At 54.5% G+C, this 15,043-nt stretch carries 13 protein-coding genes and 1 riboswitch; of the genes, 2 read left to right on the top strand and 11 right to left on the bottom strand.

The genetic code is table 11. The features are described from left to right. Positions 1–29 precede the first annotated feature (29 nt). Positions 30–656 (top strand): hypothetical protein, encoded by a 627-nt coding sequence (locus tag FLZ89_RS12910; RefSeq protein ID WP_172613619.1) that lies wholly within the window; start codon positions 30–32, stop codon positions 654–656. Between the two features lie 50 nt (positions 657–706). On the opposite strand, the gene glnA (FLZ89_RS12905) is transcribed toward FLZ89_RS12910, so the two are convergent. Further along, on the bottom strand, positions 707–2,041 hold the full coding sequence (gene glnA, locus FLZ89_RS12905) for a type I glutamate--ammonia ligase (RefSeq protein ID WP_172613618.1): 1,335 nt from the start codon (positions 2,039–2,041) through the stop codon (positions 707–709). A gap of 261 nt (positions 2,042–2,302) precedes the next feature. On the opposite strand from glnA (FLZ89_RS12905), the gene FLZ89_RS12900 reads away from it, so the two are divergent. Beyond that, positions 2,303–2,947: a DUF1614 domain-containing protein gene (locus tag FLZ89_RS12900; protein WP_172613730.1), complete on the top strand. Its 645-nt coding sequence runs from the start codon at positions 2,303–2,305 to the stop codon at positions 2,945–2,947. Between the two features lie 76 nt (positions 2,948–3,023). Here FLZ89_RS12900 and glnA (FLZ89_RS12895) read toward each other — a convergent pair whose 3' ends face one another. The 10 genes from glnA (FLZ89_RS12895) to spoIVA all read right to left on the bottom strand — a co-directional run bounded on the left by glnA (FLZ89_RS12895) (position 3,024) and on the right by spoIVA (position 14,861). Further along, positions 3,024–4,445, bottom strand: coding sequence for a type I glutamate--ammonia ligase (gene glnA / locus FLZ89_RS12895; RefSeq protein WP_141305111.1), 1,422 nt, complete (start codon positions 4,443–4,445; stop codon positions 3,024–3,026). Between the two features lie 258 nt (positions 4,446–4,703). Continuing rightward, positions 4,704–5,042 carry a LysM peptidoglycan-binding domain-containing protein gene (locus tag FLZ89_RS12890; RefSeq protein WP_141305110.1) on the bottom strand — a complete coding sequence of 113 codons (339 nt, stop codon included), beginning with the start codon at positions 5,040–5,042 and terminating at the stop codon, positions 4,704–4,706. A 67-nt stretch (positions 5,043–5,109) separates the two neighbouring features. Then, positions 5,110–6,327: an aspartate kinase gene (locus FLZ89_RS12885; protein ID WP_141264785.1), complete on the bottom strand. Its 1,218-nt coding sequence runs from the start codon at positions 6,325–6,327 to the stop codon at positions 5,110–5,112. A gap of 34 nt (positions 6,328–6,361) precedes the next feature. Next, the gene (gene thrB / locus FLZ89_RS12880) at positions 6,362–7,252 is read right to left on the bottom strand and encodes a homoserine kinase (protein ID WP_141264786.1); all 891 of its coding nucleotides are present in this window, start codon (positions 7,250–7,252) and stop codon (positions 6,362–6,364) included. Positions 7,253–7,327: 75 nt separating this feature from the next. Further along, positions 7,328–8,374, bottom strand: a complete 1,047-nt coding sequence (gene thrC, locus FLZ89_RS12875; protein ID WP_141305109.1) for a threonine synthase — start codon at positions 8,372–8,374, stop codon at positions 7,328–7,330. Continuing rightward, entirely contained in the window at positions 8,371–9,669 is a 1,299-nt protein-coding gene (locus FLZ89_RS12870; RefSeq protein ID WP_141264788.1) for a homoserine dehydrogenase, read from the bottom strand. Before FLZ89_RS12870 ends, thrC begins: the two co-directional genes overlap by 4 nt. Before the next feature lie 73 nt (positions 9,670–9,742). Continuing rightward, positions 9,743–10,852 carry a homoserine O-acetyltransferase MetX gene (gene metX, locus FLZ89_RS12865; protein ID WP_141305108.1) on the bottom strand — a complete coding sequence of 370 codons (1,110 nt, stop codon included), beginning with the start codon at positions 10,850–10,852 and terminating at the stop codon, positions 9,743–9,745. A 1-nt stretch (position 10,853) separates the two neighbouring features. Next, positions 10,854–12,143, bottom strand: a complete 1,290-nt coding sequence (locus FLZ89_RS12860; protein ID WP_141305107.1) for a homocysteine synthase — start codon at positions 12,141–12,143, stop codon at positions 10,854–10,856. 84 nt (positions 12,144–12,227) lie between these two features. Beyond that, positions 12,228–12,343, bottom strand: a riboswitch (SAM riboswitch). A gap of 78 nt (positions 12,344–12,421) precedes the next feature. Next, positions 12,422–13,165: a FadR/GntR family transcriptional regulator gene (locus FLZ89_RS12855; RefSeq protein ID WP_141305106.1), complete on the bottom strand. Its 744-nt coding sequence runs from the start codon at positions 13,163–13,165 to the stop codon at positions 12,422–12,424. 217 nt (positions 13,166–13,382) lie between these two features. Continuing rightward, positions 13,383–14,861, bottom strand: a complete 1,479-nt coding sequence (gene spoIVA, locus FLZ89_RS12850; protein ID WP_141264792.1) for a stage IV sporulation protein A — start codon at positions 14,859–14,861, stop codon at positions 13,383–13,385. Positions 14,862–15,043 lie beyond the last annotated feature (182 nt).

Below are 15,043 nucleotides of genomic sequence, written 5' to 3'. Positions count from 1 at the left end.
GAAGGTATGTGTCCTTTACAGCTCCTACTGTGGCCAATAAAGGAAACCTCTTCCATGTCGGTCCCAGTCCGATTATCCTGGTAACGGTGCAAGAATGGGTGGTCTTTAATATCGTGCAATCTACTTTGCTGTTAATTCCAACCTGGGGAATACAGCCAGTAAGTCCGCCTGCACATGCGCTTGCTGCCCATGCCGACCGGCCTTTATTACTTGAGGAACTACAGCCGGGGATTGAATTAATCACTGCGGAAAGGGTGCTGGATTCGGTTTACCTGGCCACGGATAACTTATTCCAGTGGTCTTATAGTTCCTCCTCACCTACCCCAGGAGTGCCGGTTAAAGTTATTGCCTGCTGTGCTAAAAATATTACCGTCAGGCAGCAACTGGTGCCCATTCCTTCTGGCAGCTATACCCTGGCGAGGGCTTTCTACAATTATGAAGTTCTTGTGACCTATGCCGATGCTGCCGGCCACACTGCTACCATTACCCTGATGTCCGGGCCCCGCTGGCAGCGGGCCTTTGTTTCCCCCGGACCGGGCCGCCTGGAGGTACAGGTCAAGGTAGCCTGTTCACGTATTGAGATCACCACTCCACCTGCCCCGAAACCCGGGCCGGCCTTACCGTATAATCCGGTCCGGGTATGGGTTTGGGTGTAACAACCCGGGCGTGTCTCTGGTCGCGAAATTGGCGGCACCTCATGCTGATTTCAAAACATGGTCAAATATTGCTCTACTTCCCACTGATGGACCTGGACGCGGTACTCGTCCCATTCTTTTTCTTTGGCTTCGACAAAGCGTTCATAGATATGATCGCCCAGGGCTTCCCTGATTACATTATCACGTGAAAGCTCGTCCAGGGCTTCCTTCAGGTCCTCCGGCAGGCTGCCGATACCCAGGTCGCGGCGTTCGGCTGCCGTCATTTCGTAGATATTGCGCTCTACAGGTGCAGGGGGCTGAATCTGCTTTTTTATCCCGTCCAGGCCGGCTTTGAGCATGACGGCCAGGGCCAGGTAAGGATTGCAGGCCGGGTCGGGGTTGCGCAATTCTATTCTAGTTGAGGCCCCGCGCTTGGCCGGTACGCGAATCAAGGGGCTGCGATTGCGGGGGGACCAAGCGATATAGACCGGGGCCTCAAAACCTGGTACCAGGCGTTTGTAGGAATTGACGGTCGGGTTGGTAACAGCTGCCATGGCCCGGGCATGGTGCATCAGGCCGCCGATATAGTAATAAGCTGTCTGGCTTAGTTGTAAGGGATCTCCAGGATCATAAAAGGCGTTCTGCCCGTCTTTGAACAGAGACTGGTGGGTATGCATGCCCGAACCGTTAATGCCGGCTACCGGTTTGGGCATAAAGGTGGCATGAAGGCCATGGCGCTGGGCGATGGTGCGGACAACAAATTTAAAGGTAGCGATTTTATCGGCCGTGGCCAGGGCGTTATCGTATTTGAAGTCAATCTCATGCTGGCCCGGGGCAACCTCATGATGGGAAGCCTCGATTTCAAAGCCCATGGCTTCCAGGGCCAGGACCATATCCCGGCGGGCGTCTTCGCCCAGGTCAACCGGTGACAGGTCAAAGTAACCGGCCTGGTCATGGGTTTCTAGGGTGGGCTTACGGCCATCGGTATGGAACAGGAAAAATTCCGCCTCGGGGCCGGCATACATGGTATAACCCATAGCTTCCGCCTCGGCCAGGACTTTTTTAAGCACTCCCCGGGGGCAACCGGCAAAGGGAGTGCCGTCAGGGTTATATACATCGCAGATAAGTCTGGCTACCGCCCCGTCTGCCGGCCGCCAGGGAAAGATCGCAAAGGTAGAGGGGTCGGGCCTGAGATACATATCGGATTCTTCGATGCGGACGAAACCGTGGATGGAAGAGCCGTCAAACATTAATTCGCCGTCAAGGGCTTTCGGTAATTCCTTGGTAGTTATAGCAACATTCTTTAAAACCCCGAAGATGTCGGTAAACTGCAGGCGGATAAAACGGACGTTAAGTTCCTTTACCCGCTGGAGAATATCATCCCTGGTCAGTTTTTCATTTATCATCAAAAATCCCCCAGTTAAAATTTTTCCCAAAAGCAAAAAGCCCTCTTAAGCTACTGCTTTCCATAGCTTCAGAGGGCTTCTTTACCCCTTTGGGAACGCCATTGCTCCCGTTTAAGGTTTTTACCGGTTACTGACTTTTGCAGTTATTATATCATACTTTATAGAGCCGTCAAGCTTTTTTATGATAGAATATTTACGACGGCCCGGGGATAAAATGGATTAGCAAGGTTAACCGGGTACAAATATCATTGGGGTGATCTTATAAAAATGTTGTGGTCGCTACTATTCCTTTTTTTATTTATCCCCATGCTGCTGGCTTCCCTTTTCCTCAATTTAGCCGTTTTTTCCTTTGCCCGGCTGGGACTGACACCGGCAGGAGCTTTTGCTTTGCTTGCCGCTTCAATCATTGGCGGGCTCATTAATATCCCTATTTCCCGCCGGCGTCTTTATGTTGAACAACCCCAGTTCGGTCGCTTCCCCTTCTTTTTCTATTACCCGCCCCAGGTGAGCTACCAGCTCCTGTGCGTTAACGTCGGCGGGGCGGTGATCCCCGTCCTCTTTTCCCTCTACCTCCTGGCCACCCGCGCACCATTAATACCGGCCCTGCAGGCTACGCTTATTGTTACCATTGTAGCCAAGGTTCTGGCCCGGGTAATACCGGGAGTGGGTATTTCCATACCTACCTTTATCCCGCCCATTGTCGCCGCCCTGGCCGCCATTATCGTTTCTCCCCATAATGCCGCCCCGGTGGCCTACATTGCCGGCGCTCTGGGCACCCTCCTGGGAGCCGACATTTTAAACCTCGGCGCCATCCGCAGCTTGCGCTCCCAGGTGGTCAGCATCGGCGGCGCCGGCGTCTTTGACGGCATTTTCCTGGTGGCTTTAGCCGCTTCTTTATTAAGTTAAAGTATTGAATTAAAGCTGCCTGTAGGGGACAACAAACCCTGCCCTTACTGGCAGCAGGGCAGGGTGAATACTTTGCCTAAATATCGTAGTACAGGACAAACTCGTAGGGATGGGGCCGGAGTTTAACCTGGCTGATTTCCTTTTTCGTTTTGTATTCAATCCAGCTATTGATAAGGTCCTCGTCAAAGACGCCGCCCTGAAGTAAAAACTCGTGATCATTTTGCAGGGCAGCAAGGGCTTCTTCCAGGGAGCCCGGCAGGGAGCTTATCCTGGCTGCTTCTTCCGGCGGTAAATCGTAAATGTCTTTATCCAGGGGTTCACCCGGATGAATCTTGTTTTTAATCCCGTCGATACCGGCCATTAAAAGGGCGGCAAAGGCGAGGTAGGGGTTGCAGGAAGGATCGGGCGGCCGGTATTCGATTCTCTTGGAGTTCGGGCTGTTGGAATACATGGGAATACGGATGGCCGCGCTGCGGTTGCGCTGGGAGTAAACCAGGTTCACCGGGGCTTCAAAGCCGGGCACCAGCCGCTTGAAAGAATTGGTGGTGGGGCTGCAGAAGGCAGCCAGGGCCGGGGCGTGCTTCAACAACCCGCCGATATAGTAAAGGGCGGTTTCGCTTAGACCGGCGTAGCCACCGGCGTCAAAGAATAATGGCCGGCCGTCTTTCCACAGGCTCTGGTGGACGTGCATCCCCGAGCCGTTGTCCTGGAACACCGGCTTGGGCATAAAGGTAGCCGTTTTGTTATGCTTGATGGCTACGTTTTTGACCACATATTTAAACATCATCAGCTGATCAGCCATCCGGGTGAGGGGTGCGTACTTCATATCAATTTCACCCTGCCCGGCCGTGGCTACCTCATGGTGGTGAGCCTCCACGGCGATGCCCATCTCTTTGAGCAATAACACCATTTCTGTACGCAGGTTTTGCAGGGTATCAGTAGGGGGAACCGGGAAATACCCTTCCTTATAGCGCGGCCGGTAGCCGAGGTTGGGATGGCCGTTCATTTCCGCTCCCGAATTCCAAAACCCTTCTATGGAGTCAATGAAGTAGTAGCCGGCATACTGGCTGTGATCAAAACGAACGTGATCGAGGATGAAGAACTCGGCCTCCGGACCCCAGAAACTGGTATCGGCAATACCCGTTTCTTTGAGATAGGCCTCCGCCTTCTGGGCTATAAAGCGGGGATCGCGATTGTAGTTCTTACCAGTCACCGGGTCATAGACGTTACAGATCAGGCTCAATGTCGGGATTTCGCAAAAGGGATCAATAAAGGCTGTTCCCGGATCGGGAATGAGGATCATGTCGCTTTCATTAATGGTTTTAAAGCCGCGAATACTGGAACCGTCAAAACCTACGCCGCTGGTAAAAACCTCTTCCCCAAACTGTTCTATGGGGACCGTGAAATGCTGCCATGTGCCTGGCAGGTCGATAAATTTCAGGTCAACCATCTGAACATTGTTTTCCCTGGCCATGGCGAGGACTTCTTTAGCCGTCATACTCTTGGTGAAACCCCTTTCATTATTAAATTATAGTCTTGGTCTACCATTTTCGTCCTCCCAGGAACAAGCTTTTCCTTACACCTCCCTCTGCTCTAGGAAAAAAGAAAGACGCCCCATCGAGGTTTTTTACCCCTGGAGCGTCTTTGCTCACTCTGGCATGCATCGCCGTTTGATTTAATAAGTTTAAGGACATCCTTGCCCTTTGCTATTAATATATACCACAATTAAATTTTTTGCAAGCACAAATTCAGCAATTTACCCTGGCAGGCAGATATTCTGGCCGACCTGGAGATTGTAGGGATCTACATGGGGATTTAGTTCCAGCAACTTTTCTACCGTCGTCCCGGTGGCCCGGGCAATGCTGTACAGGGTGTCGCCGGGAGCAACCTGCCAGTATACGCCCGAGGGACAGGGCGGTTCGTTAGGCAGGCAGAGCACCTGGCCAATCTGCAAATTATAAGGATCAATCCCGGGATTCAGGCGTTCCAGTTCGGCTACCGTAGTACCAATCCGTAAGGCTATTTGATACAGGGTATCCCCCGCTTCCACCCGCCAGTAACGGCCGGATGGGCAGGGTACTTGCAATAAGCCCACGTACAACCACCCCTTGCAGGTTATCTTCCTGCATCTTATGCGTGGGCTCAAAGAAAGGTACTAACGTTTATTCCTTGTCCAGGCCGAAGCGGCTGTGGAGGGCCTGCATGGCCCTGGTCAGGTACTCTTCATCAATGATGCAGGAAACCTTGATCTCGGAGGTGCTGATCATATGGATATTGATCCCTTCCTCCGCCAGGCAGGCAAACATCTCAGCGGCTACGCCGGGATTGGTAATCATACCGGCGCCGACAATGGACACCTTGGCCACTTTATCATTATAAGTTACCTTGCTGGCACCGATCTCGGCGCGCACCCTTTCGGTAACCTCAACTGCCTTGCGGAGATCGTTGCGGCCCACGGTAAAGGCAATATCGTTGATACCGTCTCGCATGGCACTCTGGACGATCATATCGACATTAATGCTTTCTTTGGCAAGGGCAACAAATAAGGCTTTGGCAATCCCCGGCCGGTCGGGAACATCGTGAAGGGCAATCCGGGCAACATTCCGATCGCCGGCTACGCCGCTGACCACCATTTTCTTTTCCATTTCGGTCACCTCTTTCACCAGGGTTCCTTCATTATAGTTAAAGCTGGAACGTACCTCTAAAACCACATGGTTCAGCTTGCCGAACTCCACTGAGCGGGGCTGCAGCACCTGGGCGCCGAGACTGGCCAGTTCCAGCATTTCGTCGTAGGAGATAACCGGGAGTTTCCTAGCTGCCGGTACTATCCGGGGGTCCGCCGTATAGACGCCATCCACATCAGTATAAATCTGGCAAACGTCAGCCTTCAGGGCAGCAGCTACGGCTACGGCCGTCGTATCCGAACCTCCCCGGCCCAGGGTCGTAATTTCATTATCGCCAGTTCTGCCCTGGAAACCGGCAACAATAACAATTTTGCCTTCCGCCAGCTCCCGGTGCAGGCGATCACAGCTAACCTCCAGGATACGGGCTTTGGTGTGGACATTATCGGTTAAAATGCCCACCTGAGGCCCTGTCAGGGAAATGACCGGTTCACCGAGTTCATGGATGGCCATGGCCAGCAGGGCAATAGAGGTCTGCTCTCCCGTAGCCAGGAGCATATCCATTTCCCGGGCCGGTGGGTTGGGACTGATCTCGTGGGCCATAGCGATCAGGTCGTCGGTCATATCTCCGGGGGCCGAGACAATGACCACTACATCATTGCCCGCCCGGCGGGTGTCTACCACCCGGCGGGCTACACTTTTGACCCGTTCGGGCCCATTAACGGAAGTTCCGCCGTATTTTTGAACTATAAGTGCCATAAAGAACCTCCTGTAAAAGAGATGTGAGAGGATATTAAACGATCAATGCGCCCTGGGAGCACGGGGCTAGCTCTTTCACGGTACAGGCCACCCCATGGCGGGCAAAGGCTGCCGTCATGGCCTGTCCTACCTCGGGCTTGCGGCCATGGCAAAAAGCAATTACCGACGGCCCGGAACCGCTTAAAGTGACAGCCAGGGCCCCGGCCTCCCGGGCGGCGGCAAAAACATCCCTCATCCCCGGCACCAGGGACAAGCGGTAGGGCTGATGCAGTTTATCCTCCATCATTTTTCCCATTAACTCCAGGTCACCGGCCTGGACGGCGGTCAGGAGGAGACCTACCCGGCTGAGGTTAAAGACAGCATCACTTAAGGCCACCCTGGCCGGCAGGACACCCCGGGATATCCTGGTTGACAGGGTGAACTGGGGAATGGCTACCACGGTCATTAAGCCTGCCGGCGGTTCCAGGCGCCGGCAGTAGACCTTATTCCCCTCCCTGGCGGCTACTACCAGGCCGCCTAAAATAGCCGGGGCCACATTATCGGGGTGCCCTTCCAGTTCCGTAGCCAGATTTACCAGATCATCCCGGCTTAATGGTTCACCGAGAAGGGCATTGGCTCCAACAAGCCCTCCCACCAGGGCTGCTGCGCTGGAGCCCAGGCCCCGTGCTATGGGGATGTTATTATGCATTGCTATTTTTAAATTAACGGCTACCCGCCTGACGCGTGCAAAAACGGCCATGGCCGCCCGGTAAGCTATATTTTCCGGTCCCCGGGGTATGGTTGCCTCGCCTTCACCGGTTACGGTAATCTCCAGGTCAGGAGCTGCTTCGATTAGCAGTTCATCGTAAAGGTCCAGGGCCATACCCAGGGTATCAAACCCCGGCCCCAGGTTGGCTGTTGTAGCCGGCACCCGTACCAGTGGCATAACTTATCCTACCTTCATTTCTCCATCTCCAGGGCAAAACTTTAAAGTGCTCTGCCCCCTGATATTGCTGCATGCTTACAATATTACTTCTACTATCCTGGCCTCTTCAGGCGGCAGGGATATAGGTTCGGCCACTTGTTTAATGGCAATATTGGGATCCTTCAGGCCGTGACCGGTCAATACGCAGACGACACGGTCGCCCTGGTGAAAATAGCCTTTTTTAACATACTTGATTACCCCGGCCAGGGAAGCGGCCGAAGCCGGTTCGGCAAAGATGCCCTCGGCTGTAGCCAGCAGGCGCTGGGCCGCCAGGATTTCTTCATCGCTGACACAGTCGATAAAGCCACCGGATTCCTTAGCCGCCCGTACGGCCGGCTGCCAGCTGGCCGGGTTGCCAATGCGGATGGCCGTGGCCACCGTTTCCGGGTTGGGCACCACTTCGCCCCGCACAATGGGCGCCGCGCCTTCGGCCTGGAAGCCAATCATTTTCGGCAAAAGATGACTCCGTCCGGACTGGTAATACTCATTAAAGCCCTTCCAGTAAGCAGTAATGTTGCCGGCGTTGCCTACAGGGATGGCCAGGTAATCGGGCGCCTCGCCAAGCCAATCGCAAACCTCGAAGGCAGCCGTTTTTTGCCCTTCAATACGGAAAGGGTTAATGGAATTAACGAGAGTAATAGGATGTTTGGCCGTAATCCGGCGTACCAGCTTCAGGGCGTCGTCAAAATTACCCTGGATGGCAATCACCCTGGCGCCGTAAAAAAGAGCCTGCGCCAGTTTCCCCAGGGCGATGTTGCCTTCTGGTATAAGAACGCTGCACTTTAAGCCGCAACGGGCGGCATAGGCGGCAGCCGAAGCTGACGTATTTCCCGTCGAAGCACACATAATGGCCTTTGACCCGGCCTCCATAGCTTTGGCCACCGCCATGACCATGCCCCGGTCCTTAAAGGAACCGGTGGGGTTAAGCCCCTCATACTTGAAATAGAGTTTTATCCCCAGCTCCCGGGAAAGATTACCGGCGGCTATCAGGGGAGTGTTCCCCTCCTGTAAAGTAATCAAGGGAGTTGCCTCCGTCACCGGCAGGAACTCCCGGTAAGCGCGAATAACCCCCGGCCAGCTCAACTACTTTCTCCTCCTTCTACCCGCAAAACGCAGGCTATTTCTTTAACAACTGGCAGACCGGCTAAGACACCAAGAGCATCCTTCAGGTTTTGCTCCCGGACACGGTGGGTAATGAGTACTAGCTCGGCCAGTTCCCCCAACATCCGCTCCTGGATGACCGAGGCCAGACTGACTTCTCGGTCACCAAACACGCCGGCGATACTGGCCAGGACCCCCGGCCGGTCGACAACAACCAGTCGTAAGTAATACTTTGTATTGATTGCTCCTATAGGTTTCAGGGGTTTGTCATAAAAGCAGGTACAGGATATGCGGCCCCGGGTTTTGTACTGGAGGTTGCGGGCTGCTTCTATAATATCGCCCACCACAGCGCTGGCCGTAGGCATGGAACCGGCCCCCCGGCCGTAAAACATAGTTTCCCCTACGGCATCGCCTTCCACGAAAATGGCATTAAAAACATCGCTCACTGCCGCCAGGGGATGGTTTATAGGTACCAGGGCCGGGTGGACCCGTACTTCGATTCCCTCTTCGTCTTCGCGGGCAATTCCTAAGAGCTTAATGGCATAACCCAGGTCGGCGGCGTAACTGATGTCCTGGGCAGTCAGGTGGCTGATGCCTTCCCGGTAAACATCCGGGTAAGTAATGCGGGTACCAAAGGCAATGGAAGCCAGAATGGCCATTTTGCGGGCGGCATCGTCACCTTCAATATCGGCTGCCGGATCGGCCTCGGCATAACCCAGGGCTTGGGCTTCCCGAAGGACTTCTTCAAAATCACGGCCTTCCCGGCTCATCTTGGTGAGGATATAATTGGTGGTCCCGTTGACGATGCCCATGACCTGGCGGATACGGTTGCCGGCCAGGCATTCCTTCAAGGGGCGAATAATGGGAATGCCACCACCTACACTGGCTTCAAAAAGAAGATCAACGCCGCTGGCCGCAGCGGCATCAAAAAGCTCCTTGCCGTGAAGGGCGAGGAGATCCTTGTTGGCCGTAACCACGCTTTTGCCCCGGCTGATTGCCTTGAGGAGGTATTCCCGCGCCGCGCCGGTGCCGCCCATCACTTCAACTATAATATGGATATCCGGGTCGGCCAGGATCGTTTCCGGTTCGGTAGTAAGCAAGTCGGGACTGACTTCTACCTGGCGAGGTCGATGCCTGTCCCGTACCAGGATGCGGCTGATTTTCAAAGGCCGGCCCAGCTTCTGGGCGATGGCAGCCCCGTTCTGCCGCAGGAGCTGGACCACGCCGCTGCCCACGGTACCCAGGCCCAGGAGGCCGATATTTATTGGTCCTGACACACCTTCACTCTCCTTGTACCTTTCAATTTTACCTTATCCCTCAATGTTGGGCAATACTTTTTATCCAATCGAGTCAGAGCTTAACCTGGCGGAGGTAAGGTTTAATAATAGCCTCCAGCTGTTTAAATTCAATAAGAAAGGCGTCATGACCATAGGGAGAATTGAGTTCCATGTACTGGGCGCGACCGCCGCCGGCATTAATTAGACTGACAATCTCTTTCACCTGGTAGGGAGGGAAAAGAAAATCGCTGGATATGCCTATCCCCAGACATGGAGGTAAATTATGCCATACTTCAGTATAATTTCCCCGGCCCCGGCTGACATCATGGAGATCAATAGCTTTGGTCAAGTAGAGATAAGCATTGGCGTCAAAGCGCTGGACCAGCTTTCTCCCCTGGTAAGCCAGGTAGCTTTCCACTTCAAACTGGCCCTCAAGCTGGTAGTATTTTCCCGGGTCCACCACGGTCCGGCCGAATTTCATGGTCCAGGAAGGGTCGCTCTTATAAGTAATGGTCCCTATCCGCCGGGCCAGGGCCAGTCCCCGCTGGGGTCCCGGGGTGCCATAATAGTCGCCACCCTTCCAGTCAGGATCGGCGTAAATAGCTTCTCGCTGGACATTGTTGAAAGCTATCTGCATAGGTGTCGTCCGGCCGCAGGTGGCAATGGGGATAATGGCTGTTACCATTTCCGGGTAAAGGAAACCCCATTCCAGGACCTGCATACCGCCCATGGAACCGCCGATGGCCGCTACCAGGTGTTTCACGCCCAGGTAATCCAGCAGTATTTTCTGGGCCCGAACCATGTCACGAATAGTAATTATTGGAAAATCTAGACCATAGGGCCTGCCGCTGGCCGGGTTTATGCTGGCTGGTCCTGTAGTCCCATAACAGCTGCCCAGGACGTTGGCACAGATCACGAAATAACGCCCGGTATCCAGAGCCCTGCCCGGTCCCACCAGGGGGTCCCACCAGCCGGGCAGCCGGTCGTCCGGGGAATGGCGGCCGGCAATATGGGCGCTGCCGGTAAGGGCATGGAGAACCAGGACGGCGTTATCCCCGGCAGCATTCAGCTCGCCATAGGTTTCATAGGCTATGGTAAGGGGGCCCAAACGGGCCCCGCTTTCCAGCTGCAGGCTTCCCGGCCAGTTATAAAACCGGGTGGTAACAATACCTACATCGCCCATACTATAACCTGCTCCTGCTCAGGGCCTGATCCAGGTCGGCAATGAGGTCGTCGACATCTTCCAGGCCAATGGAGAGGCGGACCAGATCCTCAGTTACGCCTGATGCCAGCTGCTCCTCGGGCGTTAATTGCTGGTGGGTAGTGCTGGCCGGGTGGATGACCAGGGACTTGGCGTCACCGACATTGGCCAGGAGAGAGAACAGCTCCAGGCTGTTGATAAATTTTTTCCCTGCTTCCCTGCCACCTTTAATCCCAAAGGTTAAAATCGCCCCGGCTCCCCGGGGGAGGTACTTTTGCACCCGTTCATAGGAGGGGTGGTTGGGCAAGCCGGGGTAACTTACCCAGGCGACGGCCGGGTGTTCTGCCAGCCAGCGGGCAATCTGCAAGGCATTCTGGACGTGCCGCTCCATACGTAAGGGCAGGGTTTCCAGGCCCTGGAGAAAAAGGAAAGCATTGAAGGGGCTTAAAGCCGGTCCCATGTCGCGCAGGAGCTGGGCCCGCGCCTTGACGATATAGGCCGCCGGCCCGAAAGCCTTCAGATAACTGAGACCGTGATAACTGGGGTCCGGATCCACCAGGCCGGGAAATTTACCGTTGTCCCAGTTGAATTTACCGGCATCGACAATGACACCGCCTATGGAGGTGCCGTGGCCGCCGATAAACTTGGTGGCTGAATGAACCACGATATCGGCACCGAAGGCAATGGGCTGGCATAAATACGGCGTGGCAAAGGTATTGTCAACTATCAGGGGTATGCCAGCCGCGTGGGCGATGGCCGCCAGGGCTTCCAGGTCCGGTACGTCCAGTTTGGGGTTGCCTATAATCTCTACATAAATGGCACGGGTGTTGTCGTTAATGGCCCTCCGGTAATCTTCCGGATCGGTACTGTCGACGAAGCGGACCTTGATGCCGAATTTTGGCAGGGTGTAATTAAAGAGGGTGAAGGTGCCGCCGTAAAGGCTGGTGGAAGCCACGATTTCCTGCCCGGCGGTGGCAATATTGGCAATGGCCAGGGTGATAGCCGCCTGGCCGGAAGCCGTAGCCAGAGCCCCCACACCACCTTCCAAGGCGGCCATTCTTTTTTCGAAAACATCGGTAGTGGGGTTCGTGATCCGGGTGTAAATGTTGCCGGGTTCGCTTAAGGCAAAGAGGGTCGCCGCATGGTCGGCATCCCGGAAAACGTAGGAAGTGGTCTGGTAAATGGGTACGGCTCGCGCTCCCGTAGCCGGGTCTGGTTCCTGGCCGGCGTGGACCGCCAGGGTGGCAAAACGGTACTGCTGCTGCTGGGACATAGATATTCCCCTCTCTTTTTAATTAGCCGGCTGCGGGGGAATAAAAAAGCCTCTCCGATAAGAAGAGGCATAATTTTCTTACCCCCCTTATCTCTCAGGGCATATGCCCTGCAGGAATTGGCACCTGTCGCCCCCGAAAAACCGGGACAGCGGGTTGCCGGGTTTCATCGGGCCAGTCCCTCCACCACTCTTGATAAGAGTTTTTAGTTCCTGTATTAAGTTAAGCCAGCTTGATATACACTATAAACCCTGTTTTAGCTGATGTCAAGGATTTTTATTTATCCCTCGCGCCAGGCGGCGGCTACCTGCTCCTCGACGTCTTCCAAGTGCCGCAACATGGCAGCCGCAGCCCCTTCGCCATCACGGTTAAGCAAAGCCTTTACTATCTCATAGTGTTCATCGACCGAGCGTTCACCGCGCCCGGGAATGGCCAGGCTGCGGGAGCGGCTGTCAGCCAGGAGATCGAGCATGCTGTGCATCAAGCGCACCAGGACGGTATTGCCGGTGGCCTGGGCCAACCGGTAATGGAAATTGCTGTCATGCCCGGCGAGGAGGGAAAGGCGGCCGCTGCGCAGGCGGCCCAAATGTTCCCTGGTGGTGGTCACCATGCCGGCCAGTTCCTGGATATCAGCCTGGCTGGCCCTTTCCGCCACCCAGCGGGCCGCTTGGGGCTCCAACACTTTACGCACTTCAAATAAATGCAAAACGGTATCCCTGTTCACCGGCAGGTGGCTGGCAAAGCGCTTTAAGTATTCATCGGGATCCTGCTCGCTGATAAACGCCCCCTGGCCGTGACGGATGCTTACCAGGCCCTCGGCAGCCAGCATTTTTAAGGCTTCCCGGACGGAAGTACGGCTCACACCCAGCATTTCCGCCAGTTCCCGCTCGGCCGGCAGGCGATCGCCGGGTTTCATCCGCCCCTCAAAAATGCTTTTTTTGATTTCATCTACCACCCGGTGGTAGACGCTTTTGGGATTGCGGTTAATGGGCTGGAAAGGCCTTTCAATCGAACTATCGCGCAAGGTTTATCGCTCCTACCCGTGGGACAAGTGGTCTTACCTCTCTATTCATTGTACCATAACCAGGTGAAGCAGTAAATAACCACCTTACCCGGCTCCTTATATCTGGATAGTTAATCCCGATCCCGCCACTTATCATTGACAATGAGCAGTTACCGGGCCAGGACCGTAACGGCGGAAAAAATCCGGGGCGTTGCCCCGGTTACCGTTAGCTACCTGGCTAAATTATAATGCAGATTAGCCCGCCGCCACCGTCGTTGACAATGCGTTCTACTGTTTCCTGGAGCTTCACCTGGGCACTTTCCGGCATACGGTAGAGTTTACTCTGGATACCTTCTCGCACCAGTTCGCTCAAGGATTTGCCGAAAACATTGGTCTGCCAGATCTTCTGGGGATTATCTTCAAACTCCTCCATGATGTATTTCACCAGGTCCTCACACTGCTTTTCAGTACCTATCAGTGGCGTTACCTCGGTAGTGATATCGGCGCGGATGAAGTGGTAAGATGGGGCTGTGGCTTTGAGCCTTACGCCGGAGCGACCACCTTGCTTGATAAGTTCCGGTTCGGCCAGTTCCATTTCTTCCTCGGTAGGCGTAACGACACCGTAACCGGTGTTGCGTACTTCCTGGATACCATAGGCGATTTTATCCCATTCTTTCTTGATGCCGGCCAGTTCCTGTATCCAGCGCAAGATATCCTGGTCACCATTGATGTCCAGGCCACTGACTTCCCGCAGGATTTGGTAGAAAAGCCCTTCCCTGGTCGCCAGGTCAATGTGGGCGGTACCGGTTCCCAGGTCCATATCCTTTAATGCTACCCGGGAAACATATTCATTTTCATTAAGCCTCTCAATAGCGCCATTGATATCTCGCAAACGCCGGACCTCCCCTACTGAATCCCGAACGGCATTTTCCAGTTGCTGTCTTAACCAGTGTTCGCCTGCCAGTTCATCCACCCAGCGGGGCAGGTTGACGTTGACCTCGGCCACCGGAAACTCATAGAGGGCCTCTTCCATGATATGCAGGATGTCTTCTTCGTTTAAATGCAGACAGTCCACCGGTAAGACCGGTACATCATAAGCGGACTCCAGTTCCCCCGCCAGGGTAATTGTGTCTTCCGCCAGGGGATGGACGGAATTGAGCAGGACGACGAAGGGCTTACCTAAATCCTTGAGTTCCCAGATGACCCGTTCCTCGGCATCGACGTAATCTTCTCGGGGAATCTCGGTAATACTGCCATCGGTGGTGACAACGATGCCAAGGGTGGCGTGGTCGTTGATTACCTTGCGCGTTCCTGTTTCCGCTGCTTCCTGGAAGGGTACCGGCTCTTCAAACCAGGGCGTCTGGACCATTCTGGGGCCCCCGCCCTCCTCATAACCCAGGGCGCCAGGAACAGTATAACCAACGCAATCTACCACCCGCACGCGCATCTTTAACCCTTCACGGATGGTAATCTCCACCGCTTCATTGGGAATAAATTTGGGTTCGGTGGTCATAATCATGCGCCCGGCGCCGCTCTGGGGCAATTCATCCCTGGCCCGGTCCCGTTCATTGGGATTTTTGATGTTAGGCAACACCAGCTTTTCCATGAATTGAGTAATAAAAGTCGACTTGCCACTGCGTACCGGCCCCATGACGCCGAGATAAATATCACCACCGGTACGTTCGGCTATATCCCGGAAAATATCCCGCTTTTCCACCCCGTATTCTCCCTCCCCAGGCCATTTAGTTTACCGTCCAGTCCTGCTGGCATGTTTTAACAATACATCTATATGACTTGACGGTCAGAATATGACCCAAAAATCATTTTTGGGGTCAACCTTTTACAAGTATATGCACCTGGGGACAAGAGAAGAACCTGCGGTGAATAGAAGATGGAGGT

This window comes from Moorella sp. E306M, from assembly GCF_006538385.1.
In the GTDB taxonomy this organism is placed as follows: Bacteria; Bacillota; DSM-521; order Neomoorellales; family Neomoorellaceae; genus Neomoorella.
Note: the sequence above shows the minus strand (reverse complement) of the source record. Positions and strands in the feature narration are given on the sequence as shown.

Coding starts and splice junctions, on each gene's coding strand:
- glnA (WP_172613618.1), bottom strand. CDS start 2,041: ATGATAAATGAAAAACTGACCAGGGATGATATTCTCCAGCGGGTAAAG.
- glnA (WP_141305111.1), bottom strand. CDS start 4,445: ATGACGGCTAAAGAAGTCCTCGCCATGGCCAGGGAAAACAATGTTCAG.
- FLZ89_RS12885 (WP_141264785.1), bottom strand. CDS start 6,327: ATGGCACTTATAGTTCAAAAATACGGCGGAACTTCCGTTAATGGGCCC.
- thrB (WP_141264786.1), bottom strand. CDS start 7,252: ATGCCACTGGTACGGGTGCCGGCTACAACAGCCAACCTGGGGCCGGGG.
- metX (WP_141305108.1), bottom strand. CDS start 10,852: ATGGGCGATGTAGGTATTGTTACCACCCGGTTTTATAACTGGCCGGGA.
- FLZ89_RS12860 (WP_141305107.1), bottom strand. CDS start 12,143: ATGTCCCAGCAGCAGCAGTACCGTTTTGCCACCCTGGCGGTCCACGCC.